This window comes from Leucobacter chromiiresistens (genome assembly GCF_900102345.1).
Taxonomy (GTDB): domain Bacteria; phylum Actinomycetota; class Actinomycetes; order Actinomycetales; family Microbacteriaceae; genus Leucobacter; species Leucobacter chromiiresistens.
In genome coordinates this window covers 713,891-738,062 of record NZ_FNKB01000001.1, presented here as the reverse complement: position 1 = coordinate 738,062, position 24,172 = coordinate 713,891, and the positions used below count along the sequence as shown (strand labels likewise).

General features: G+C 71.5%; 22 protein-coding genes. 11 read left to right on the top strand and 11 right to left on the bottom strand.

The annotated features are described in order from the left end of the window. The first annotated feature begins 9 nt into the window (after positions 1-9). On the top strand, positions 10-2,202 hold the full coding sequence (locus BLT44_RS15545) for a hypothetical protein (RefSeq protein ID WP_176783263.1): 2,193 nt from the start codon (positions 10-12) through the stop codon (positions 2,200-2,202). A gap of 56 nt (positions 2,203-2,258) precedes the next feature. Here the strand turns inward: BLT44_RS15545 and BLT44_RS03395 are convergent, their stop codons facing one another. Beyond that, entirely contained in the window at positions 2,259-2,642 is a 384-nt protein-coding gene (locus BLT44_RS03395; protein WP_010155520.1) for an MmcQ/YjbR family DNA-binding protein, read from the bottom strand. 193 nt (positions 2,643-2,835) lie between these two features. On the opposite strand from BLT44_RS03395, the gene BLT44_RS03390 reads away from it, so the two are divergent. The 3 genes from BLT44_RS03390 (at position 2,836) to BLT44_RS03380 (ending at position 6,978) form a co-directional block, all read left to right on the top strand. Next, entirely contained in the window at positions 2,836-3,729 is an 894-nt protein-coding gene (locus BLT44_RS03390; protein ID WP_010155521.1) for an ABC transporter ATP-binding protein, read from the top strand. Between the two features lie 65 nt (positions 3,730-3,794). Then, complete coding sequence (locus BLT44_RS03385) at positions 3,795-4,847, top strand: iron-siderophore ABC transporter substrate-binding protein (RefSeq protein WP_010155523.1); 1,053 nt, start codon at positions 3,795-3,797, stop codon at positions 4,845-4,847. A 13-nt stretch (positions 4,848-4,860) separates the two neighbouring features. Then, positions 4,861-6,978, top strand: coding sequence for an iron ABC transporter permease (locus BLT44_RS03380; RefSeq protein ID WP_074689918.1), 2,118 nt, complete (start codon positions 4,861-4,863; stop codon positions 6,976-6,978). Between the two features lie 115 nt (positions 6,979-7,093). Here BLT44_RS03380 and BLT44_RS15745 read toward each other — a convergent pair whose 3' ends face one another. The 5 genes from BLT44_RS15745 to BLT44_RS03355 form a co-directional block, all read right to left on the bottom strand. Beyond that, positions 7,094-7,870 (bottom strand): alpha/beta fold hydrolase, encoded by a 777-nt coding sequence (locus tag BLT44_RS15745; RefSeq protein ID WP_010155526.1) that lies wholly within the window; start codon positions 7,868-7,870, stop codon positions 7,094-7,096. A 71-nt stretch (positions 7,871-7,941) separates the two neighbouring features. Then, entirely contained in the window at positions 7,942-8,457 is a 516-nt protein-coding gene (locus BLT44_RS15740) for a hypothetical protein (RefSeq protein WP_010155527.1), read from the bottom strand. Between the two features lie 139 nt (positions 8,458-8,596). Continuing rightward, positions 8,597-9,973, bottom strand: coding sequence for an NAD-dependent succinate-semialdehyde dehydrogenase (locus BLT44_RS03365; protein WP_010155529.1), 1,377 nt, complete (start codon positions 9,971-9,973; stop codon positions 8,597-8,599). Between the two features lie 200 nt (positions 9,974-10,173). After that, complete coding sequence (locus tag BLT44_RS03360) at positions 10,174-11,034, bottom strand: cytochrome c biogenesis CcdA family protein (RefSeq protein ID WP_010155530.1); 861 nt, start codon at positions 11,032-11,034, stop codon at positions 10,174-10,176. 3 nt (positions 11,035-11,037) lie between these two features. Next, complete coding sequence (locus BLT44_RS03355) at positions 11,038-11,817, bottom strand: DsbA family protein (protein WP_010155532.1); 780 nt, start codon at positions 11,815-11,817, stop codon at positions 11,038-11,040. 85 nt (positions 11,818-11,902) lie between these two features. On the opposite strand from BLT44_RS03355, the gene BLT44_RS03350 reads away from it, so the two are divergent. Continuing rightward, positions 11,903-12,595, top strand: a complete 693-nt coding sequence (locus BLT44_RS03350; RefSeq protein WP_010155533.1) for a GntR family transcriptional regulator — start codon at positions 11,903-11,905, stop codon at positions 12,593-12,595. 46 nt (positions 12,596-12,641) lie between these two features. Here the strand turns inward: BLT44_RS03350 and BLT44_RS03345 are convergent, their stop codons facing one another. Then, complete coding sequence (locus tag BLT44_RS03345) at positions 12,642-13,292, bottom strand: flavodoxin family protein (protein WP_010155534.1); 651 nt, start codon at positions 13,290-13,292, stop codon at positions 12,642-12,644. A 159-nt stretch (positions 13,293-13,451) separates the two neighbouring features. Here BLT44_RS03345 and BLT44_RS03340 point away from each other — a divergent pair, with 159 nt between their 5' ends. The 3 genes from BLT44_RS03340 (at position 13,452) to BLT44_RS03330 (ending at position 17,131) form a co-directional block, all read left to right on the top strand. Continuing rightward, positions 13,452-14,411, top strand: a complete 960-nt coding sequence (locus tag BLT44_RS03340; protein ID WP_083351965.1) for an IS481 family transposase — start codon at positions 13,452-13,454, stop codon at positions 14,409-14,411. 195 nt (positions 14,412-14,606) lie between these two features. After that, a complete protein-coding gene (locus BLT44_RS03335) occupies positions 14,607-16,088 on the top strand; it encodes a hemolysin family protein (RefSeq protein ID WP_010155535.1) in 1,482 nt (493 codons plus the stop codon). Then, the gene (locus BLT44_RS03330; RefSeq protein WP_010155536.1) at positions 16,085-17,131 is read left to right on the top strand and encodes a hemolysin family protein; all 1,047 of its coding nucleotides are present in this window, start codon (positions 16,085-16,087) and stop codon (positions 17,129-17,131) included. Before BLT44_RS03335 ends, BLT44_RS03330 begins: the two co-directional genes overlap by 4 nt. Positions 17,132-17,219: 88 nt before the next feature. On the opposite strand, the gene BLT44_RS03325 is transcribed toward BLT44_RS03330, so the two are convergent. The 3 genes from BLT44_RS03325 to BLT44_RS03315 all read right to left on the bottom strand — a co-directional run bounded on the left by BLT44_RS03325 (position 17,220) and on the right by BLT44_RS03315 (position 20,592). Beyond that, a complete protein-coding gene (locus BLT44_RS03325; protein WP_074689914.1) occupies positions 17,220-18,131 on the bottom strand; it encodes an anti-sigma factor in 912 nt (303 codons plus the stop codon). Then, positions 18,128-18,715: an ECF RNA polymerase sigma factor SigK gene (sigK, locus tag BLT44_RS03320; protein ID WP_010155539.1), complete on the bottom strand. Its 588-nt coding sequence runs from the start codon at positions 18,713-18,715 to the stop codon at positions 18,128-18,130. The genes BLT44_RS03325 and sigK overlap by 4 nt, the downstream gene beginning before the upstream one ends. Before the next feature lie 146 nt (positions 18,716-18,861). Further along, a complete protein-coding gene (locus tag BLT44_RS03315) occupies positions 18,862-20,592 on the bottom strand; it encodes a cytochrome c biogenesis protein DipZ (protein WP_010155540.1) in 1,731 nt (576 codons plus the stop codon). Positions 20,593-20,932: 340 nt separating this feature from the next. Between BLT44_RS03315 and BLT44_RS03310 the strand changes: the two genes are divergently transcribed. Next, positions 20,933-21,610 (top strand): fasciclin domain-containing protein, encoded by a 678-nt coding sequence (locus BLT44_RS03310; RefSeq protein WP_010155542.1) that lies wholly within the window; start codon positions 20,933-20,935, stop codon positions 21,608-21,610. A gap of 196 nt (positions 21,611-21,806) precedes the next feature. Here BLT44_RS03310 and BLT44_RS03305 read toward each other — a convergent pair whose 3' ends face one another. Next, on the bottom strand, positions 21,807-22,826 hold the full coding sequence (locus tag BLT44_RS03305) for an NADP-dependent oxidoreductase (protein ID WP_010155543.1): 1,020 nt from the start codon (positions 22,824-22,826) through the stop codon (positions 21,807-21,809). Between the two features lie 113 nt (positions 22,827-22,939). On the opposite strand from BLT44_RS03305, the gene BLT44_RS03300 reads away from it, so the two are divergent. Both BLT44_RS03300 and BLT44_RS15540 read left to right on the top strand, forming a co-directional pair. Continuing rightward, entirely contained in the window at positions 22,940-23,521 is a 582-nt protein-coding gene (locus BLT44_RS03300) for a TetR/AcrR family transcriptional regulator (protein WP_010155544.1), read from the top strand. Positions 23,522-23,774: 253 nt separating this feature from the next. Next, a complete protein-coding gene (locus BLT44_RS15540) occupies positions 23,775-24,170 on the top strand; it encodes a hypothetical protein (protein ID WP_010155545.1) in 396 nt (131 codons plus the stop codon). The last annotated feature ends 2 nt before the right edge of the window (positions 24,171-24,172 follow it).

Genomic DNA, 24,172 nt, shown 5'->3' with positions numbered 1-24,172 from the left:
GATCGCCGCATGCGAACCCACGCCCCCCTCCCGCTCCGAGCCCTCGCCGTCGCGCTCACCGCGCTCCTGCTCGGCGGGCTCGCCCTCATCCTCATGCCGCAGCCCGCCCACGCGGCCGCATCGCAGTTCGCCCTCGCCGGCACGCACGGCGTCGGCGAGGTCAGCCGCACCGCCGTCGTCGACGACGCCCGCCAGCGCGTCTACGTCACCGTCGACAGCAGCACGGGCGGCACCCCCCGCGGGCAGATCGCCTGGTTCGACATGCAGACGGGCGCCCCCTCGGCCGAGGTCATCGACCTGCCGAAGGCCGAGCCCTCCGACCTCGTGCTGAGCGCCGACGGCCGCAGCCTGTACGTCTCGCACTCCCGCACCGGAACGATCAGCGTCGTCGACCTCGACTCCGCCGAGCACGACGTGCGCGAGATCGCCGGCGTGCCCGCACTGCCGAGCGGCATGGTCGAGGATCGCGACACCGGCCTGCTGTACGTCTACGACTCGAGCGCCCTCACCCGCGTGAACCCCGCCACCGGCGAGGTCTCCGCGCCGATCGCGATCAGCACGGAGCGCTACCCGCTCATCAAGGATGCGGTCTACGACGCGGCGAACCACATGATCTGGATCGCCGAGGGCCGCGCGAAGGTGATCACCGGGTACAGCACCATCACGAGCACCTGGGTCGACTCCCTGGCGTTCCCCGTCTCCGCCCTCGTCGTCGACGGGGCGCCGGTCGGCGGCCGCGCGGCGGCCCTCGCGATGGACGAGGGGCTGGGCGAGCTGCACATCGCGGTGTCGCCCACGCTCACCGACTCCTGGGAGCGCTCCAAGGTCGTGAGCCTGCGCGTCGCCGACGGCCGCTTCGTCGGATCGCCGATCGAGGTCGGCGAGAACGTGTACGAGATGGAGGTCGACCCCACCACGCACGAGGTCTTCACGACCGACGGCTTCTCGAACGCGGTCTCCGTCATCAGCCCCGACACCTGGACGGCGCAGCAGGCCGTCGACTTCACCGCGGCGGGCGTGACCGGCGGCACCGGGTCGGGCAATGCCGACACCTGGGGCCTCGGCATCGGCGCCGGGGGATCGCGCATCTTCGTGACCCACCCCTACACCGACCGGCTGAGCGAGCTCGTGCGGACGGGCGACATCGTCGAGCCGACGCAGCGCGCCGTCACGCCCGGGCAGGAGGCGGAGCCCGAGCCGCCGGCGGAGAACGGCCCCTGGGAGGGCCCGGCCGCACCCGAGCCGGGCGACGCGCCCGCCGAGGCGACGACGATCGACGACGGCGGGCTCGCCTGGGCGGTCAACGACTACATGCTGGCGTGGTCGCCGCGCCCGCTCGGCGCGACCACCCGTGAGAACGCGGAGTTCGCCTTCGCCGACGGCGCCGGGTGGGTCGACACCGCGACGGGGGCCGCGGACCTCGTGTGGCGCGACGGCATCTTCGTGCAGCACTACCCGGGCCTCGCACCCGAGGTCAGCACGATTCTCGGCAACCCGCGCCTGCAGATCGCCGCCGACGGCACCGGGTCGCTGTCGTTCGACGTCGCGTGGCGCGTCACCGGCTCGCTCGCGAGCGACGGCTACCGGCGCGTGACCCTCGCGACCTTCTCGAACGCCGAGGTCTCGCGCGACGGCGACCGGCTCACCATGACCGCGACGCCCGAGTTCGCCGGGCGCGCCCTCGAACTCGGCGGGCGCACGTACCCCGACTCCTACCCCGCCGACTTCGTGCAGTGGCTCGATCCGCAGCTGCAGCCGTGGTGGCTGACGACCGGCGCGGCCATGGACGCCGAGAAGGTGCCCCTGCCGTTCTCGGTGACGGCGACGGTCGCGGCCGACGCCGGCGAGACGGCCGACGGCGGCGCTGACGGTGGCGCGGGTGGATCAGCCGGATCGGCTGACGGCGGCGCTGACGGCGGCGCGGGCGGCGCGGCCGGATCGGCTGACAGCGGCGCTGACGGCGCCGCGGCCGGCGCAGCCGACGGCGGCGCTGCAGGAACCGCCGATGACGGCCCCGGCGCGACGCCGATCCCCGACGCGAGCGGCGAGGCGGCTCCCGCTTCCGCCTCCGCACTGTCGGGTTCGGCCGAGCTCGCCGCGACGGGCGCGCCCATCGCGCCGTGGGCGTGGGTCGCCGCCGCGCTCCTGCTGGCCGGCGCCCTCGTGCTCGGTGGCAGCGCGGTGCGCCGCTCCGCGCGCTGAGCGCACCCGCCCGCTCGGCGACTGCCCCGCGACTCTCGTCGAGTCGCGGGGCAGCGCTATGCGCGGCGCCCGAAGGTCGCGGGGTCCACGGGCCGCAGCCGCCGCGGCAGTGTCTCGACGACGAGCAGGTACGACTCCGTCACGAGATCGTCGAGCAGCTCGGGTGCGAGCGCTCCGCCTCCGGTGACGGTGATCCAGTGGCGCTTGTTCATGTGATAGCCCGGCGTGATCTCGGGGTAGGCCTCCCGAAGCACGTTCGCGTCGGCCGGCGCCGATTTCACGGTCACGATCGGGGTGCCGCGCAGATCCGACATCAGCATGAAGACCTTGCCGCAGACCTTGAAGACGTCGAAATCGGGGCCGAAGGGGTGCTCGAGGGCCGCGCCCGGCAGCTCGTCCGCGCGCAATGCGGCTCGCCGCTGCATCGTCTCGCCGTCCACGCATCGATTCTCGCGCACGGTCGGCGCCCCCGCCACTGGAGACGCCGCGCGCATCCCGCCGGTCCAGCCGGCGCATGGAAATTGCAGAGGAAGCGCGTCGACAACTGTCTGATGTAAGCAAGGCTGCCCTAAGTTGCTCGGAGCAACCGACTCGGAAGCGCCGCACCGCTCCTATCGATTCAGGATCCGCCCCATGCCCCCAGCCGCACCTGCGACCGCGTCTGCCCCGGCCTGCACGCCCGTCACGCTGACCGGCGATCACCTCGACCTCGCCTACGGCAAGACCGCCGTCGTGCACGACGTGTCGGTCTCGCTGCAGCCGGGCCGCGCCACCGCCCTCGTCGGGCCCAACGGCAGCGGCAAATCGACCCTGCTGCGCGCCCTCGCACGCCTCCACCCCGCCCCCAGCGGCGCAGTCACCATCACGGGCGCCGGCAGCTCCGAGCCGCGACCCGTCTCGATGCTCACCGCCCGCGAATTCGCGCACGAGGTCACCCTCTTCTCGCAGTCCCGCCCGGCGCCGCGGGGCCTCACCGTCGGCGAGGTCGTCGCGTTCGGCCGCCACCCGCACCGCCGCCGGTTCGCCGGCCTCACCGAGGCGGACCGCCGCGCGATCGATCACGCCCTCGGCGCGACCGGCGTGCGCGACATGGCGACGCGCCCCGTCGGCGAGCTGTCGGGCGGCGAGATGCAGCGCGTGTGGCTGGCCGCCTGCGTCGCCCAGCAGACCGGAGCGGTGCTGCTCGACGAGCCCACGAACCATCTCGACCTGCGCTACCAGATCGAGACCCTCGACCTCGTCAGAGACCTCGTCGAGCAGACCGGCGTCGCGGTCGGCATCGTGCTGCACGACCTCGACCACGCGGCGCGGGTCGCCGACCACGTCGTCTTGATGGATCACGGTCGCGTGCGCGCATCGGGCTCGCCCGCCGACGTGCTCACCGCCGAGCACCTCACCGAGGTGTACGGCATCCCCGTCGAGGTCGACGTCGACGAGCGCACCGGCCGCGTGCGCGTCGACCCGGTCAGCAGGCACGCCCCCCGCACCGCAGCGGCGCCGGTTGCGGCCGGCGCCGCCCGACGGTGACCCCGCAGCGCGTCGCCCCCGCAGCTTCAGCTCCACCCCCATCCACCCCCTCCGAGAGGACCCCCATGATCCGCGCCCTCCGCACCGCAGCCGCAGCCGCGGCCGTCACAGCCGTGGCGTTCATCGCCGCAGGCTGCGGCACGACGACCGTCGAGGCCGGCAGCGACGACGCCCCCCGCGCCGCATCCGAGGCCTGCCAGAACGACTCGACCGCCACGTCGACCGGCCCGATCGAGCTCACCGACGGCGTCGGCCGCACCATGCAGCTCGACGCGCCCGCCGAGCGCGTCGCCGTGCTCGAGTGGCAGCAGGCGGAGGACGCCATGACCCTCTGCGTCGCCCCCGTCGCGGTCTCCGACCCCGAGGGCTACGCCACGTGGGTGAGCGCCGAGCAGCTGCCCGAAGACGTCGTCGACCTCGGCACCCGCGGCGAGCCCGACCTCGATGCGCTCTACGGGGCCGACCCCGACCTCATCATCGTCGAGGCGTTCGAGGCCGACGCCGACATCGTGCAGACGCTCGAGCAGGAGAGCGAGGTGCCGGTGCTCGTCACCGTCGGCGCCGACGCCTCCGACCCGATCGGCAACATGAAGAACGTGTTCTCGCTCATCGCCGAGGCGACCGGGCGCACGGAGCGCGCCGATCAGGTGCTCGCCGACTTCGACCAGCACCTCGCCGACGCGAAGGCGGAGGTCGCGGGCGCCGACCTGCCCACCACCGACTTCGTCTTCTTCGACGGCTGGGTCGAGGGCAGCAACCTCGTGATCCGCCCCTACGGCGAGGGCGCGCTGTTCACCGCGTTCGGCACCGAGCTCGGGCTCACACCGGCGTGGAGCGACGACATCAACGAGGCGTACGGCAGCGGCGGCGTCGACCCCGCCTACGGCCTCGCGCAGACCGACATCGAGGGCCTCACCGCCGTCGGCGACGCGAACCTCTTCTACTCGAACGAGGGCGACTGGACCGACGAGCTCGAGAAGAGCGCGATCTGGACGTCGCTCCCCGCCGTGCAGGAGGGCCGCGCGCAGGCGTTCCCCGCGGGCGTCTGGGGCGCGGGCGGCCCGATCTCGGGCGAGCAGGCCGTCGACGCCTTCGTCGATGTGATCCTCCAGAAGTAACGGGCGGATCGCGATGACGGCGAGCACCGCTCCGGCGACCGCGGCGGCGCGCGGCACGGGATCACCGGGCTCGGGCGCCCGCGATCTCGGCCTGCGCGGAAGCGCCGGCGGGATCGCGGTGCTCGCCGCCCTCCTGGTCGTGGTGGTGGCGGTCGGGGCGTGGCACCTCACGCAGGGCACGTCGGGTGTCGGCGTCTGGGATCTGGTCCGGTACGCCGGCGGCGCCCGCGAGTCGGTGAACGGCGTGCCCGTGGGCGACGTGCTCACCGGCTCCCGCCTCCCCCGCCTCGCAGCCGGAGTCGCCGTCGGCTTCGCGCTCGGAGCCGCCGGCGCGCTGCTGCAGTCCATCACGCGCAACCAGCTCGCCTCCCCCGACACGCTCGCCGTGACCGCGGGATCGTACTTCGCACTCACCGCGGTCGCGGCCCTCGGCCTCTCCCTGCCGCTCTGGGCCTCCGGAGGGGTCGCGTTCATCGGCGGGCTCGCGGCCGCCGCGCTCGTGCTCGCCCTCGCCGGCAGCACGGCGGGCACGGGCACGACCCGGCTGATCCTCGCCGGCTCGGCGCTCGCGATGGCCCTCGACGCCGGCACCGCGATGCTGCTCATCCTGTTCCGGGAGAACACCACCGGGCTCTTCGCGTGGGGCAGCGGATCGCTGGCCCAGCTCAACATCGACGCCGCCCTGCGGGCCGCGCCGCTCATCGTCGTCGTCCTGGCGGCGGCGCTCCTGCTCGCGCGCCGGCTCGACGTGCTCGGCCTCGGAGACGACACCGCATCGGCGGTGGGAGTGCCGATCCGCGCGACCCGCCTCGTCGCCGTGCTCGGCGCCGTGCTGCTCACGAGCACCGCCGTGATGCTCGCGGGCCCCATCGCGTTCGTCGGCCTCGGCGCCCCCGTGCTCGCGCGCCTCATCGCGGCGCGGGTGCGGCCCGTCGCCCGGCACCTCCTCCTCATTCCGGTCTCGGGGCTGCTCGGCGCGCTCCTCATCCTACTCGCCGACGCGGGCCTCCGCGCCATCCTCGGCGCCGAGGGGGCGACCTCGGTGCCCACCGGCATTCCGACGGCGCTGCTCGGGGCGGTCGTGATCGTGGTGCTCGCGCTGCGCATGCGCGACGCCGGAGGGGTGCGCAACCCGCCGCAGGCGAAAGCCCCCGGGCGCTCCCGGCGCCGCCTCGGCGTGGTGGTCGCGGCGGCCGCGGCCCTCCTCGTGGCCGCCGCGGTCGTCGGCCTGCTCGCCGGCAGCCTCTGGCTGCGCACCGGCGACCTCGTCCTCTGGGCGCAGGGGATCGCGCCCGACCTCGTCGCCCGCGCCCTCGACGAGCGCGTGCCGCGCGTCGCTGCCGCACTCCTCGCGGGGGCGGCGCTCGCGCTCTCGGGCTGCGTGGTGCAGTCCACCGTGCGCAACCCGCTCGCCGAGCCCGGCCTGCTCGGCATCACCGCGGGCGCCGGGCTCGGCGCCGTGATCGCCGTGACCGGCGGCGGCGGCCGGCCGTTGCTCATCGCGCTGGCCGTCGCCTGCGGCCTCGCCACGTTCGCCGTCATCGCGCTGCTCTCGTGGCGCGGCGGCATGCTGCCCGACCGCTTCGTGCTCATCGGCATCGGCTGCGGCTACGGGCTGACCGCGGTCACCACCTTCCTCCTGCTGCGCGCCGACCCGTGGAACGCGCCGCGCATCCTCACCTGGCTCTCGGGCACGACCTACGGCAGATCGCTCGGCGACGTGCTGCCGGTGGCGATCGCGCTGGTGGTCGCCCTGCCGATCCTCATCGGGCTGCGCCGCCACCTCGACCTGCTCGCCGTCGACGAGGACACGCCGCGCATCCTTGGCATCGGGGTCGAGAAGACGCGGTTCTCGCTGCTCGCGATAGCGGCGGCGTTGGCGGCGGTCAGCGTGGTCGCGGTCGGCGTCATCGGCTTCGTCGGCCTCGTCGCCCCGCACCTCGCGCGCGCCGTCGTCGGCGCCCGGCACACCCGCATCATCCCGGTGTCGATGCTGCTCGGCGCACTGCTCGTGTGCGTCGCCGACACGCTCGGGCGCACCCTCATCTCGCCCGCGCAGCTGCCGGCGGGGCTCATGCTGGCGCTCGTCGGCGCCCCCTACTTCGTCTGGCTGCTGCGCCGCTCGGCGTGAGCGCGGGCCGGGGCCCGGGCCTCGCTGCACCCCTACTTCCCCGATGCACCCGTTCTTCACACGTGCATCGGCGAGAAAGCGGTGCGATGGTGGCGCGGTCGGCGGGCGCCGACGCTCACCGCCGAGGAGCCTCCGCCAGGAAGTCGCGCACCAGCGCCGCCACGAACTCCGGCTTCTCGTCGACGAGGCCGTGCGACGTGCCGGGCACGAGGCCCAGGCGCGCGTTCGGCAGCGCCGCCGCGATGCGCAGCGTGTGCAGCGGGCGCACCGTGTCGCGATCGCCGGCGAGCACCAGGGTCGGCACGGCGACGCCCGCGAGGTCGGCGGGGTCGATGTGCGGCTCGGTCGTCCAGAGCCGCACGCACTTCTCCCACACGGCGTCGGCGTGCGCCCGACCGTCGGGCGACAGGCGCTCGTAGGCCGCGCGTTCGGGGCTCACGCGATCCGGCCCCGGGTTCGCGCCCGCTGCCGCGTCGACGCGGCGCAGCGGGGGCAGGATCGGCCCGTTCACCTCGGGGTCGCGGTCGTAGGCCGAGGGATCGAGGTTCGCGCTGATCGCCGTCAGCGAGCGCACGCGCTCGGGGCGGCGCATCGCGAGGAGCAGCCCGATGATCGCGCCGTCGCTGTACCCGACCACGTGCGCGTCGGCGAGACCGTGGGCGTCGAGGAACGCGAGTGCGTCGGAGACGCCGCGGTCGTAGTCGTACTCCCCGGCGATGTCGGCCGAACGCCCGTGGCCCGGCCGCTCGTAGGCGTGCACCCGGTACTCGGCGGCGAGCGCCTCGGCGATCGGGGCGAGCGACTCCAGCGAGCAGAAGCCGCCGTGCAGCACCACGACCGGTTCGCCCGCACCCGCGGTCTCCGCGTAGAGGTCGACACCGTTGATGCGCACGTATCCTCCGCGCTGGGCCGCCGCGCGCCGCGCCGCCGCCGCGCACTGCGCCTCCGCGCCCCCCACTCCCGCTACCGCCAGTCTCGCGACAGCCACTTGAGCTTGCGGCCCCGCCACCGCCACATGAGGGCGAGCACCGGCCGGAACAGCGGGGCGAGTGCACCCCCGATGTGCAGCTCGTCGGTCCAGACCGCGCGGTGCTGCGACGCCCGCGAGCGCGAGACGGTCATCTCGTGGCGCCACTCCGTGAGCACGGCGAGCGGGCCCGAGAGCGGCCGGCCGTGGTCGCGCATGGTGCGCGGCCAGGCGGCGGGGGCGGTGCCGGCGGGCGCGGTGCCTGCGGGGGCGGGCCCGGTGGGGGCGGGGAGGTCCGTGATCCGGATCAGCTGCGAGCCGACCGGCAGCACGCCGAAGGCCCGCAGCCGCGTGCGCATCTCGACGCCGGTGCCGAGCGTTTCGGGAAACCCCGTCTCGGGGCGCATGACGAGGAGCGGGGCGTAGAGCTGCGTCGCGACGCTCGGATCGTGCAGGGCCCGCCATGCCGCCTCGGGCGGGCAGTCGGCTTCGAATTCGGTGCGGATGCGCATGCCTCCAGTGTGCACCCGATGCATGCGAACGGGCCGAGGGAGCATCCTCCGGTCGCCCGCGCGGCGCAGGCCGCCCCTGCGACGATGAACGGGCCGCAGCACCCAGGTGCTGCGGCCCGTTCGAAACGGAGGGAACGACCTACTTCGCGACGAAGTAGAGCCGCTTGTTGGCGAACTCGCCGATGCCGATCGGCCCCATCTCGCGACCGAAGCCCGAGCGCTTCACCCCGCCGAACGGAATCTCAGCAGACTCCGCCGCGATCGTGTTCACGTGGCTCATGCCGGTCTCGAGGCGCGAGGCGACGCGCGCCGCGCGGGCCTCGTCGGTCGAGAACACCGAGCCGCCGAGGCCCAGCGCGCAGTCGTTCGCGAGCTCCAGCGCCTCCGCATCGCTCGACACCCGGTACACCGTGGCGACCGGTCCGAAGATCTCCTCGCCGTACGACTCGGAGTCGCGCGGCACGTCGACGAGCACGGCGGGCGAGTAGTACGCCGCGGGCCCTTCCGAGAGCACGCCGCCGGCGAGCAGCTTCGCGCCCTCCGACACGGCCTTCCGCACCTGGGCGTCGACGGTCTCGGCGGCGGCGCGCGAGGAGAGCGGCACGTACTGCCCCTCCTGCAGGTCCAGCTGGTCGCCCGGCTCGAGACCCTCGGCGAGGCGCACGAGCTCGGCGACGAACTCGTCGTAGATGTCGTCCATCAGGATGAGGCGCTTGTTCGAGTTGCAGACCTGGCCGGCGTTGTAGACGCGGAAGTCCCACGCCTGCTTCGCGACGTCTGCCACGTCGTCGGAGTCGAGCACGACCATCGCGTCGATGCCGCCGAGTTCGAGCACGGCCTTCTTCAGGTGCGATCCGGCCTGCGCGCCGATGATCGCTCCGGCCCGCTCCGAGCCCGTGAGCGAGACGCCCTGCACGCGGGGGTCGGCGATGATCGTGGCGATCTGGTCGTGCGACGCGAAGACGTTCTGGTAGCCGCCGACGGGAACGCCGGCCTCCTCCATGATCTCCTGGATGGTCAGCGCCGAGCGCCCGCAGACGTCGGCGTGCTTCAGCAGGATCGTGTTGCCGAGTACCAGGTTCGGCGCCGCGAAGCGGGCCACCTGGTAGTACGGGAAGTTCCACGGCATCACGCCGAGCAGGGCGCCCACGGGGCGGTGCTCGATGTACGCCTTCCCCGGGATCGTGCTCGGGATCTCGTAATCCGTGATGAGGCTCGGGCCGTGCACCGCGTAGTACTCGATGATCTGGGCGGCGAATTCGACCTCGTCGAGCGACTCGGCGATCGACTTGCCCATCTCGAGCGCGATCAGACGAGCGAGCTCGTCCTTCCGCTCCAGAAACAGCTCGGCGACTCGCTTGACGACAGCGGCGCGCTCCTGCACGCTCCGCTCCCGCCATTCCCGGTATACGGCGTCGGCGCCCGCGAGCGCCTCCTCGATCTGCGCGTCGGTGGCGGCCTCGAACGTCTCGAGAACCTCACCCGTGGCAGGATTCTGCACCCGGTACTTGGACATGGTTATCTTTCCTCCAGATAGGCGGCGCATCGACGCGCCAGGAGCGGCGTGGTGCACGCCGCTTCCGCGTTCCACTGTAGCGACGCTCATCCTCTGGGGGGAGGCGCGGGGCCGAACCCGCGCCTAGGCTCGAAGCATGGAACCGCAGGCACTCATCCTGATCATGACGATCGCCGTCCCCGGCGTCGTCGCCGCCATCGTCACCGCGCTCTGCGCGAAGCGGTGGAACGTGGCGATTCGGGCCCAGCGGGTGCGTCGTCTCGCCGAGCGCGACGGCGCGACCACCACAGGGCGCTAGCCGCGACCGCGAGGGCGATGCCGACGACGAGGGCGTCGGGCACGGATCGCGACTGCTCGAGCACCCACCCCTCGAGACGCATCTGATCGGAGGCGCCGAGCGCTCCTCCCAGGCTCGTGGTGCCGCGGGTCGCCAGCATGAAGACGCCGATGCCGATGGTGAGGGCGCCGCCGACGATGCTGCTCCAGGTGCTGCGCCACCTGCCGACGCGCACCTCGCGCGGCCTGACGATGCGGCGCACGAACGGCAGGCGCGTCCACAGCAGGCTCAGCACGAGCAGCGGCACGGCCATGCCCGCGGCGAACACCAGCAGGGTCACGCCGCCGAGCAGGGCGTTGCCCGAGACTGCGGCCATGGTGAGCGCCGCGCCGAGCAGCGGCCCAGCGCAGACTCCGGCGAGACCGTAGACCGTGCCGAGCGCGTACACGGAGAGCGCGGTGGTGCCCCCGCCGCCCTCGCGACCGCGCATGAAGGGCATGGGGATGCCCAGCAGCAGCATCGCTCCGAGCACGATGATGACGATCGAGGCCACGAGCACGAACCCCTCGCGGTGGGCGTTCACGAAGGCGCCCAGCGTGCCGGCCAGTACGCCGAGCGGCACGAGCGTCGTGATCAGCCCAAGGTAGAAGACGCCCGTGCGGGTCAGCATTGCGCCGGGCGAGGTGAAGGCGTACGAGAAGAACGCCGGGAGCAGCATCACCGAGCAGGGGCTCAGCAAGGTGAGCACCCCGCCGAGCAGGGCTCCGAGCAGGCCGAGCTCCACGGGTCAGGCAGCCGAGTCGGGCGCCGCTTCGATCGCGGCGTCGAGGAAGCCGCGGAACGCGTCGATCGGCTGCGCGCCGGAGAGCGCGTCGGTGCCGATCGCGAAGAACGGAACTCCGGTGACGCCCGCCTGCTGCGCGGTCGCGGTGCTCTGCTGCACGGCCGCGCGCAGTGCCGGGTCTTCGAGATCCGCCGTGAACTTCGCGATGTCGGGCACGCCGACCTCCTCGGCGAATCCGATCAGCTGATCCGCGGGGAGATCAGGGTGCCCCTCTGCGGGCGCCGCCGCGTAGACGGCGTCCAGGTACTCCATGAACCTGCCCTGCTCGCCGGCGGCCCGGGCGGCGACGGAGGCCGTCTCGGAGGCCTCGCCGAAGAACGCGACGTCGCGCACCTCGATGCGCACCTTCCCCGCCTCGACGTACTCGTCCACGATGGTCGGCAGCGTCTCCTGGTTGAACACCGCGCAGTAGGGGCAGCGCATATCCGTCCACTCGACGAGCACGACGGGCGCGTCGGCATCTCCGATCGCCATCGGGTCGGCCGGGTCGCGCGTCTCGAAGCCGGTCGGGGCCGCGGAGTCGCCGGCGCCGGTGTCGGCGCCGCTGCCGTCTGCGGCCGCCGCGCCCTGCTTCGCTGCGGCGCCGAACGAGCCGTTGCCCGAGTTCATCGACGCCTGCGCGAAGATCACGACGCCGAGGAACACGATCACCGCGGCCGCGAGGAAGAGCCAGGATTTCAGTCGGCGCTGAGACGTTCGAGAGGAGGTTGATCGCTGCGACACGCGTCTAGGATACAAGATGTATCCTTGCCGGGCCCCGTCCGGCCCGATCCGGCCCGATGACGGCCCGAGACGGGAGAATGGACGCATGCACCCCGCCGTCGACGAATCCGCCGCCTCCCGCGCCTACCGCGCCATCCTCGACGGCATCCTCTCCGGCGTGCATCCGGGCAGCAGCATGCTCAGCGAGTCGGCCGTCGCCTCTTCGATGGGCATGAGCCGCACCCCGGTGCGGGCAGCGCTGATCCGTCTGCAGGACGAGGGCTGGTTGACCATCTTCCCCAAGCGCGGCGCCCTGGTGCGCGAAGTGAGCGCTCAAGCGGTCGCCGACCTGGCCGGGTCGAAAGTGCTGCTCGAATCGGGCGCCGTGCGCTCGGCCGCGCCCACCTCGCGCCGCCGCACTGCCGAGGCACTGCGCCAGCAGCTCGAGACGCAGCGCGAGCGCCTCGAAGCGCGCGACCTCCCCGCATTCGTCGAGCTCAGCATCGACTTCCACCGCTCGTTCGTCACGGCCGCGCGCAATGCCGTGCTGACGGAGCTCTACGATCGGCTGGCGGATCGCCAGCGCTTCCTGCTGTTCAGCTACGGGCAGCGGCTGTTCGACCGCAGCGACGAGATCCTCGCCGAGCACGCGGCGATGCTCGATGCGCTGTATGCAGCGGGAGCGCCCGGGCAGGCGCCGCTCGAGACGGGCGAGGCCGCTCGCGCCGAACGAGCGCTCACCCGCTTCGAGTCACTGCTGCGTCATCACCTGAACGAGACCTACCGACTCGACCCGTGACGGCCGGGGGCGGGCAGTCTCGCTGCGCGACGAGACGGCGACCGGCTCAGGCCGGGTAGGGCTCGCCCCGCAGCAGCTCCGCGAGGTGGGCTGCGTTCGCCGCGGCGGTGCGGATCGCCGTGGCGACCGCCTCGGGCGTCTCCGAGAGCTCGCGGTAGTCGACTCCCTCCATGGCGCGACCGTTCCAGTACACAGAGGACTGGGCGGGAATCGTGAAGCCCGTATCGCCGAGCGCCTGCGCGAGGATGCCGCAGATGTGGTGCGCCCCGTCCTCATTGCCGACGACGACCGGGATCGCGACCTTGCCGAAGAGCGTGGGCCGGCCGGCCTCGTCGGTCGCCGAGATCTCGGCGTCGAGCCGCTCGAGCACCCGCTGCGCGACGCTCGAGTGCTGCCCCAGCCAGGTGGGCGTCACGAAGACGAGCACGTCGGCCTGCAGCACCGCCTCACGGATCTCTGGCCACGCATCGCCCTCGCCCATGTCGCTCTCGACGCCCGGCAGGATCCGGTGGTCGACGGCGCGGATCGAGGATCCCTGCACGCCGTGCTCCTGCAGCTCCCGCAGCACCTGGCCGCCGAGCACGTCGCCGCTCGACGGCTGGGGCGAGGGCTTCAGCGTGCAGTTGATGAGCAGCGCCCTCGGCGCGGCGATCAGGGCTTCGTCATGGTCGTCAAAGGTGGTCTCGTATCCCGACATGAGGCGAGCGTACGGCTCCCCGCGTGCGGAATATCAGGGGGTTTCGCATTCCGCGCGCTCGCGCTAGCTGTACTTGGTCATGAGGTTGGTATCACGAGGGGAAGGGAGAAGGCCCCCATCATTGGTGGTGTCTAAGTCATCGCCGAGGGAGGCCTTCTCTTGTCCCACCGTAATGCTGTTCTGACTATTCGTGGCCGCCAGATCCTGTGCGAACGGATCGCTGCGGGTCGTCCGGTGTCCCATGTGGCCAAGGAGATGGGGATCTCCCGCACGTGTGCTCACCGCTGGTGGGGTCGCTATCGCCGCCAAGGACCGGCTGGCCTGGAAGACCGTTCCTCCAGGCCCAAATCGATGCCGACGGCCACACCGGTGGAGATCGCGACGGCGGTCGTAGCGGCCAGGATCGCTGACCGGGACAACGCGTTCGAGTTGGCAGCCCGCTTCGGTGTCTCGCCCTCGACAGCCGGGCGGATCATCCGCCGGGCCGGCCTTCCACGTCTGGCTGATATCGATCGCGTGACCGGAGAAGTGATCCGTGCCTCACGGGCCACCGATCACCGTTACGAACGCGAGCGTGCCGGTGATCTGGTCCATGTCGACGTCAAGAAGCTGGGCCGCATCCCCGACGGTGGGGGCTGGCGCGCCCACGGCCGCTCCGAGCAGGTTCGTAAACGCGGCATCGGCTTCGACTACGTCCACGTCGCCGTGGACGACCACACCCGGTTGGCATTCGCGCAGGTCCTGCCCGATGAGCAGGCGACCACCTGCGCGACGTTCATGGCCGACGCCGCCGCGTTCTTCGCGAGCCACGGGGTCCGCATCCGTCAGGTCATGACGGACAACGCTTTGGCCTACCGACGTTCCCGCGCGTTCCGCAACGCTCTGGCCGCGCTGACGGCCACTCACGTCCTGATTCGTCCACGCTCACCGTGGCAGAACGGCAAGGCCGAACGGTTCAACCGCACCCTGGCCGACGGGTGGGCATATCGACGCCCCTACGCATCGAACGACGATCGCACCGCCGCGCTCGATGCGTGGTTGGAGCACTACAACTACGCTCGACCTCACACCGCCGCACACGGCCGTCCCCCGATCAGCCGACTGGCACCAACCTCATGACCAAGTACAGCTAGCGGGCGGATCGCGCAGGCGCCGCGGGCGGATCGCGAAGGCGCCGCGTGCCGATCGCGCGGGCGCCGTGGGCCCACGAATCTCGGCACTTTCACGGCTGGCACCGCTACTTTCTTGTCCCATGGACGACAGACCCGGTCATAGTACGAAGCTCACCCACCCAGAACACGCGGGGGGTGAGCGATGACAGGGGAAATCTGGGGCCTCCTCGCGGGGGTGCTCTTGACGCTCGGAACGGGCGTCTTCGTGGCCTCGGAGTTCGCACTCGTGAACCTCGACCGGCCCGAGCTCGAGCAGCGGCGCACCCGCGGCGAGCGGCGCTTGAGCCCGACCATCTCGGCGCTGAAGATCACGTCGACGCACCTCTCGGCGGCGCAGCTCGGCATCACACTGACGACGCTGCTCGCCGGCTACACGTTCGAGCCCGCGATCAGCTCGCTGCTCCGCGGGCCCCTCATGAGCGTCGGTGTGCCCGAGGCGGGCGTCGTCGGCGTCGGAGCCGTCGTCGCGATCGTGCTCGCGACGCTGTTCTCGATGATCTTCGGCGAGCTGATCCCGAAGAACTTCGCGCTCGCCGTTCCGCTCGCGACCTCCAAGGTGGTCATCCCGCTGCAGATCGCGTTCACGTTCGTCTTCCGCCCCGTCGTCGCACTGCTGAACGGCACCGCCAATCGGTTGATCCGCTCGATGGGCGTCGAACCGAAGGAGGAGCTGTCGGGGGCGCGCACCGCTGAGGAGCTCAGCTTCCTCGTGCGCCGCTCGGCGCTCGAGGGATCCCTCGACCACGACGAGGCGACCATGCTGCACCGCACCCTCTCCTTCTCGTCGCGCACCGCCGAAGACGTGATGACGCCCCGCGTCATCGCCGAGATGCTCCCCCGCACCGCGACGGCGGCCGAGGTCGTCGCGCGGAGCGTCGAGACCGGCCACTCCCGCTATCCGATCTTCGACGAGAGCGTCGACGACATCGTGGGCATCGTCCACGTGAAGTCCGCGTACGGAGTCGACTTCGAGCGCCGCGAGTACACGTCCGTCTCCGAGATCATGTCGGAGCCGGTGCGCGTGCCCGAGGCCGCCGGCGTCGAGTCGCTGCTCGAGGTGCTGCGGCAGCGCAGCTACCAGATGGCCGTCGTGGTCGACGAGCACGGCGGCACCGCGGGCGTCGTCACGCTGGAGGACCTCGTCGAGGAGCTGCTCGGCGAGGTGCGCGACGAGCACGACGCGCTCCTCGAAGACGTGGTGGTCAGCGGAGACGAGATCCTCTTCCCCGCCTCGCTGCGACCCGACGAGCTCTGGGATCGCCTCGCGATCCGCGTACCCGAGAGCGAGGAGTACGAGACGATCGCCGGGTACGTGCTCGACACCCTGGAGCGCATCCCCGATCTCGGCGAGGAGCTCACGCTGAGCCACGGCACCCTGCGCGTCGAGGAGTTCGACGGATCGCGCATCACCCGGCTCCGGTACCGCACCGCCGACCGCGAGAGCGACCCCGCCTTCGACACGCGCAACAAGGTCATCGACGCGTTCGAGCGGGGCCAGCAGGCCTCCCCCGACGGTCGCCCGACCGCGAAGGGCGCGCAGGCGGCGCCGCCCGCAGCGACCGCATCGCCCGCGGCGACCGCATCGCCCGCAACGCAGAGCCGACGCGAGGGAGTCGAACGATGAACGAGTACCTTCCCGGCCTCATCTGGCTCGTCGTGCTGCTGGTGGTGAACGCCTTCTTCGTGGGCGCCGAGTTCGCCGTCATCTCGGCGCGCCGCTCGCAGATCGAACCCCGCGCGGCGGCCGGCAGCAAGGCCGCCAAGACCACGCTCTGGGCGATGGAGCACGCGACGCTCATGCTGGCGACCAGTCAGCTCGGCATCACCGTCTGCTCGCTCGTCATCCTGAACGTCTCCGAACCCGCCATCCACCATCTCCTCGAGATCCCGCTGCTCGCCTGGACGGGGCTCACTGCCGAAGCGGTCTCCGTGACGGCGTTCATCGTCGCGCTGGTGCTCGTGACGTTCCTGCACGTCGTGTTCGGCGAGATGGTGCCGAAGAACCTCGCGTTCTCGGTGCCGGATCGCGCCGCACTCCTGCTCGCGCCGCCCCTCGTCTTCGTGTCGAGGGTCGTGGGGCCCCTGATCCGCTCGCTCAACTGGGTGGCCAACGGCTTCCTGCGCCTCTGCGGCGTGCAGCCGCGGGATGAGGCGAACACGGCGTTCACCATCGACCAGGTCGCGAGCATCGTGGAGCAGTCGACCCGCGAGGGAACGCTCGAGGACACGAGCGGCACGATCTCCGCCGCGTTCGAGTTCACCGAGAAGCACGTCTCCGATGTGGAGGTTCCGCTCGACTCGCTCGTGCGGCTGCCGCTCGACGTCACCCCGCGCCAGGTGCAGCAGGCCGTCTCGGAGCACGGCTACTCCCGATACGTACTCCACTCGTCCGACGGCACGCCGGAGCGCTACCTGCACCTCAAGGACATCCTCGACCTCTCGACGCCGACCGAGATCGACGCGCCCATCCCGCCCGATCGCGCTCGGGAGCTCCCGACCGTGGGCTCCGACGCCGAGGTCGAGGAGGCGCTCGAGCTGCTGCGAGACCGCGGTGCGCATATCGCCCGCGTGCGCTCGGCGGCCGGCGGGTTCACGGGCGTGCTCTTCCTGGAGGACATCGTCGAGGAGCTCGTGGGCGAGGTGGAGGATACCGCGCACGCTCTCTGACGCGCGCGAGGGCCCCGGGATCCTGCGGGATCCCGGGGCCCTTCGCGTCGAGAGCGCCTTTCGGGCTCTCGGGGCTGTATTCCAGGTGCTACGCGGAGGCGACGACCACGATCGGGTCGGTGGTCGGGGCGCCCGTGGGCGACCCGCCGCGATCCTCGACCGTAACTGCGAGCGCATCGCCGGGCGTGAAGCCCTCGGCGAGCACCGCGGCGCCGCCGTTCGCGTCGGCGTGCATCACGCCGAGCGAGATGGGCTCCTCGCCCCGCACGATCCACAGCTCGTAGTCGTGGTTCTCGGGCGCCGGGTCCATGCCCTCGGTCATGAACACGGCCTGCCGAGTCGAGTCCGACCAGTGCAGCGTGGCCTCCGCCGACCCGACGCTCACGGTCGTCGACTGCGCGTCGGGGGCGGCCTCGACCTGCTGCATCGCGACCGACACGGGATCCTGCGGCCCCATGCCGCCCTGCAGCGGCAGCGCCAGCGCGATCGCGAGCAGCACCGCGACCGACGCGGCCAACCCGAACCAGGCCCTCTTGCGGCGGGCCCGCGTGAACGCGAGCTCGGGATCCTCGGGCTCCTCGATCAGCTCGGGCACGAGGTCGGACGGCCGGGCGGGGCCCGAATCCGCCGCAGCGGCGCCGTCAGCGCCAGCGGCGCCGGCAGCATCCGCGCCAGCGTCAGCGCCGGATCCGGCCCGCACGTCGGAGGCGCCGCTCGCGGCCGGGCCGGAGACCGACCCGTCGGAGCGCGCGGAGTCCGCGTCCGCCTCGAACTGCGGCGAGCGCGAGATCAGGTCGAGGATCGCGGCGCGCGCCGCGCGGGGCGGCGCGACCTCGCCGATCGAGGTCGCCAGTGCTGCGACGGTCTCGCGATCCTCGTCGACGACCGGGAGCCACTCGGGGTGAGCCGCCAGCGCTTCCGAGAACGCCTGCTCCTCTTCCGGGGAGAGCGCGTGCAGGGCGCGGGCGGCGGAGAGCTCGCGGAACTGTTGCTCGTTCATCGCGTCGCCTCCATTTCTTTCCTCAGACGGGTCAAGCCGTCTCGAATTCTCGATTTGATGGTGCCGAGCGGGGCTCCGAGGAGCACTGCGATCTCGCTCTGGCTGTACCCGCCGAAGTAGGCGAGCACGATGGCGCGGCGCTGCGGCTCGGGCAGTTCGCCGAGGCCCTGCACGGCGCGGGTGCCGTCGATCATGAGCTCCACCTCGTCGTCGACGCCTGGCTGCGGGGCGGCGAGGTCGCGGGTGCCGACGGCGAGGTCCCGGCGGCGCGACGCCTGCGAGGCGCGCACCCGGTCGACGGCTCGGCGGTGGGCGATCGTGAGGAGCCACGTGCGGGCCCGACCGCGATCCGGGTCGAACGAGTCGGCGGTCTGCCACGCTTCGAGGAAGACCTCCTGCAGCACCTCCTCGCTCTGCGACCGATCGACCAGCACCCTGAGGATCAGGCCGAACACGCGAGCCGAGAGCAGATCGTACAACTCTGCGAAGGCGCGCTGGTCTCCCACCGCGGCGCGTGCGAGCGCCCTGTCCGCCGGATCGACGCTCGCGCCGTCCTCCGGTATCTCCACCCCGTCAATGACCATCACACTTAGCATGCCTCATTCACCTCCGCTCTGCCTTGGTCGCATCCCTGCGAGTCGCCTTCGTCGCATCCCTGCGAGTCGCCTCCGCGTGCCCGCCGGTCGCCTTCGTCACGTCCATGCGACGCTCCTCCGCCCCCGGATCCGCTCTACCCGAATGTGTACGAGTAGACCTGCACGCCCTCCGGCACGGTCATCTCGAGCACGCCCTCGGCGGGATCGTCCGCTTCGACCACCCGGTACGAGCGCGGTGTCCCGTCGATCTCGATGGTGCGGGTGCCGCCGCCCTCCACCGCGACTTCGATGGTGCCGCTGCCAGAGATGACGGTGCGCACCTCCTGCCCGCGGTAGTCGAGGCGGATCTTCGCGTCGCCGTCGCCCGCTCCGGCCGTCGGCGTCACGTACTGCGTCTCCACGGTCCATGCGCCGTCGAGCGCGAACGTGTCCTGCGGCTGGTCATCGGGGAACTCGTACTCCCCCTCGCCGGCGCGGTACTCGCCCGGTCCCGCGAAGTTGCGATCCTTCGAGGAGCCGAGGAAGGTCTCGGGTGTGGTGCTGCCGACCTCGGGCGTGGCGTCGGAGACGTCCGTCTCCTCGGGGAGCTGCTCGTCGGGGTTCGCCTCCTCGAGCAGTTCGCGCATGAGCTTCTCCGTGGTCTCGTAGTTGCCCTCGCCGAACGAGATGTGACGCACGGTGCCCTCGGCGTCGATGAGGTAGTGCGCAGGCCAGTACCGGTTGCGGTAGTTCGTCCACGTCGAGAGGTTGTTGTCCATGGCGACCGGGTACTCGATGCCGAAGTCGGCGATGCCGGCTTCGACGTTCGCCTGCTCCTTCTCGAACGCGTACTCGGGCGAGTGCACGCCGATCACCTGGAGGCCCTGGTCGCCGTAGGCCTCATCCCACGCGACCACGTGCGGGATGGAGCGCTGGCAGTTGATGCAGGAGTAGGCCCAGAAGTCGATGAGCACGACCTGCCCCTTGAGCTCGTCGAGGTCGAGCGCTTCGCCGCCCGGCGTGTTCAGCCACGTCTCGATGCCCTTGATGGAGGGCGCCTTGCCGCACGACGCGAGCTCCTCGGCGTCGTTCGCGCACTTGTCGAGATCGCGGTTCTCGTCGGTGACGAGCCCGCCGAGGTTCAGTGCGCTCTGCCCGGCCTCGCTCTCGGCGAGATCCTTCTGAATGCCCGAAGTGTAGTCGGGCAGCAGCCGCTGGAGCGCCTGGGGCACGTTGAACGCGAGGCCGACGGCGAGCGCAATCAGCGCGACGCCGCCGACGATGCGCAGCACGCGCTCCCGCTTGCGGAAGCCGCGGATGCGCTGCGCGACCTTGCTCCCGGCGAGGGCGAACACGAGCAGCGGGATCGCGACGCCGAGCGCGAAGGAGACCGTGAGCAGCACGGTCTCGATTCCGATCTGCCCGGTCGCGCCTGCGACGATGATGGCGGCGAGCACGGGGCCGGCGCAGGGAACGAACACCGTGCCCAGGGCGAGGCCCATGCCGAAGCCGTTGCCGCCCTCGCCGACCTTGCGCCGCGGCAGGCGCTGGAACGGCTTCTCGAGCAGCTGCTCGAAGCCGGGGAAGAGCATGCCGACGCCGATGATGAGCAGTACGGCGACGCCCGCCCAGCGGATCGCGCTCTGCGGGATGTTCAGCAGGCCGAGGAGCAGCGACCCGAGCAGCGTCACCACGGAGAAGCTGATGACGAGCCCCGCGATGATCCAGAACGGGCGGCTGCGCTTCGCCGCGATGACCTCGGGCGCCTTGCCGGGCGCCGCGGGCCGGGCCCCCGCCGTCAGGAAGATGACCGGGAGCACCGGCAGAATGCACGGCGATATGCCGGTGATGAGCCCGCCGAGCAGGCCGATAAGCACGATATCCATGAGAAGCCTTCCTGTTGCGAGGTGCTTCGGAGCGGACGCCCGTTCGGATGGGTCGTGCGACGCCGTGCGCTCGCCCCCGCGCGCGCCCGCACGCGCGCTCGCGCTCGCGCCCCCTATGAGTGGATGCGACAGAAGATCCGTTCACGGCGACCGGTTCAGCAGAGATTCTGTCGCCTCTTCGTCGGCCGGAGCGGGCGGGGCACCCGGCCGCCAGACGGCCGCGCCCCGGGCTCGAGAGCCGCATGGAAAACTTTTCGAAGAATTTCCCATCCGACCCCGAGAGGGCTCCGAAGACGTTCACAAGCCGCGGAAAACTGCGGATCTCATCTGAGGAGGAACCATGTTCACCAAGAAGAAGACCCTCGGCGCCGCGTTCGCAATGACGCTGGTCGGCGCCGCAATGCTCACCGGATGCTCCATGGGGGCGTCGGACGAGGCGGCCGAGGATCAGACGACGGAGCAGACGGAGGAGTCGACGCCGATGGAGGAGCCGACGGAGTCGTCGGACGCCATGGATCCGGCCGCGAATCTCGTCGGCCCGGGCTGCGCGGCGTACGCCGAGGCGGTGCCGGACGGCGACGGATCGATCCAGGGCATGTCGCAGGATCCGGTGGCGGTGGCCGCATCGAACAACCCGATGCTGAAGACGCTCGTCTCGGCGGTCAGCGGCCAGCTGAACCCCGATGTGGATCTCGTCGACACGCTGAACGGTGACGAGTTCACCGTCTTCGCTCCGGTGGATGACGCGTTCGCCAAGATCGACGCGGGCACCATCGACACGCTGAAGACCGACAGCGACCTGCTCACCAGCATCCTGACCTACCACGTGGTGCCCGGCCAGATCGAGCCGGCCGACATCGAGGGCATGCACACCACCGTGCAGGGCGCCGACCTCGAGGTGACCGGTTCGGGCGACGAGCTGATGGTCAACGATGCGAACGTGATCTGCGGCGGTGTGCAGACCGCCAACGCGACCGTGTACCTCGTCGACAGCGTGCTGATGCCGCCGGCCGAGTAATCTCGCCGGCCCGCAATACCCGGCATCGGAGTCGCGTCGACGCGGTCCGATCGCCTGCAAGACCAATGTGTCCGTCGCTCGCACAGGGGAGGCGGGCACATTGCTGTACCGATGGGAAGCGCCCGCGGTCTCGGGAGAGACCGCGGGCGCTTCGTCGTGTGCGGGCGGGGCGAGCGCCGCCCGCACACGGGCGGGGTCACACCCGCACGAGCATCTTGCCGGTGTTGGCCCCGCGCATCATGTCGAGGAACGCGTCGACCGTGTGCTCGATGCCGTCGACGATGGTCTCGTCGTAGGCGATGTCTCCCGCGGCGAACCACTTCGCCATGCGCTCCTGGAACTCGGGTGCGTGCTGCAGGTGCTTGCCGACGGTGAAGCCCTCGAGCGTGAGGGCCCGGGTGATGATGTTCGCCATGTTGTCGGGCCCGGGGGCGGCTTCGGACGTGTTGTACTGGGAGATGGCGCCGCAGAGCGCCGCGCGACCGTCGTCGTTGAAGGCGTCGAGTGCGGCTTCGAGGTGATCGCCGCCGACGTTGTCGAAGAAGACGTCGATGCCGCCGGGGGCCGCTTCGGCGAGCTGGGCGCGCACGTCGCCGTCCTTGTAGTTGAAGGCCGCGTCGTAGCCGTACTTCTCGGTGAGCAGCGCGACCTTCTCGGCGGATCCCGCGGAGCCGACCACCCGGCCCGCTCCGAGAAGCTTCGCGATCTGCCCGGCTGCGGTGCCGACCGCTCCGGCGGCACCGGAGATGAAGACGGTGTCCCCCTCCCGCATCTTCGCGATGGCGGTGAGGCCGACGTAGGCGGTCAGCCCGGTCATGCCCATGATGTGGAGGCGCAGCGAGAGCGGCGCGCCGGGGATCTCGGGAACGACGCGGAAGGTGCCGGCGTCGGCCTGCACGAGGTCCGACCACCCGTGCTGGTGGAGCACGACGGCGCCCTCGGGAACGTCGTCGGAGGCGGAGGCGATGACGCGGCCGATTGCCCCGCCCTGAATCTGCTCGCCGAGCGCGTAGGGCGCGACGTAGCTGCGGGCGTCGTTCATGCGCCCCCGCATGTAGGGGTCGACCGAGACGAACTCGTTGCGCACGCGCACCTCCCCCGGCTGCAGGTCGGCGAGCTCGACCTGCACGGTGCGGAAGTCGTCGTGGGTGGGCCAGCCGCTCGGCCGGGAGACGAGCTGGATCTGGGTGCTGATGGGTGCGGTGGGTGCGGTCACGATACCTCCAGGTGTTGGGCGATGGTGCGCCCTCGGGTGCCGGGCGGTGCCTCGGCTATTCGGAACGGTCGTTCCAATATATACTGGAACGACCATTCCCGAAAGGCGCTCCCATGGCACGCACCGCTGGCTTCGACCGCAGAGCCGTCGTGCGTGCCGCGATGGACGTGTTCTGGTCCGTCGGCTACGAGGGCGCCGCGATCTCCGATCTCGAGCAGGCGACGGGGCTGCGGCGATCCAGCATCTACAACAGCTTCGGATCGAAGCGCGGTCTCTTCGACGCCGCCGTCGAGCAGTACCTCGATACGGTGATCCGCCCGCGCGTGCGCCCGCTGCACGACGACGAGGTCACCCCCGACGCGGTCGTCGTCTACCTCGAAGGGCTGCGCGCCGCACTCGCCGATCCCGCGTCGCACTCCGCCCGCAGCGGCTGCCTCCTCATCAACACGGCGGGCTCCCCGATCGGGCACGACGCGGCGGTCGCCGCGACGGTCGCCGCCTACCGGAGCGAACTCCGCTCAGCCCTCGGTCGCGGCGTCGCGGCCCGTCTGCCGCACCTCGAGCAGCGGGATGCGGATCGCCTCGCCGACGCCTGCACCGGGCAGGTCATCGCGGCGCTGGCCCTCGCCCGGATCGACGGCGCGAGCGCGGTCGCCGCCATCGACACGGCCCTCGCGCTCATCCGCGCCGCCTGACGCCCGCTTCGCAGCGGCGCGAGCGCAGGCGGGGCGCGTCGGACGCACTGCATCTCCGACGATTCCTACTGCAAACCCGCCGGCGACATACTGCCTTCGCCCGCATCGGATACTGCAAAACGCGTGAGCACCGGGTGCGCTGCCGCGTCCATACCTACCGTCGATGGCACAGATCGATGCTGGCGTCGTGCGCTTGCGCACCCGACGCCGACGCTCGATGCAGTGACGCACGAGAGAGGTACGAGGACGACCCATGGGCGAACAGCGCATCAGTATGGAGAGCGGCTTCGCAGATCAGCTGGCACTCATTCGGAACACGGAGACGCAGTACCCCCGCGTCGACGAGATGCAGGCCGTGACCGGCCCCGGCAATGGACTGGGGCAGCACATCGCCAACGACTTGGCAGCCGGCGCCGGCCGCATGCATAGCGTCATCATGGACCTGGATCGCGACCTGCAGGCTCTGGAGCGCACCGCCGCCGCCGCGGTCGCCGATCAGCAGGAGACGGAGGCGACGATCGCCGACGAGCTGCGCGCGACACTGGCGCGCTTCGAGGCGGGCGTCGATGACGCGGGCGTCACCGGTGGCGCAGATGGCACAGGGCCTGCGGCCGCGCGTCAGAGCCGGGGGGTGCCCGGTGCGGAGTAGAT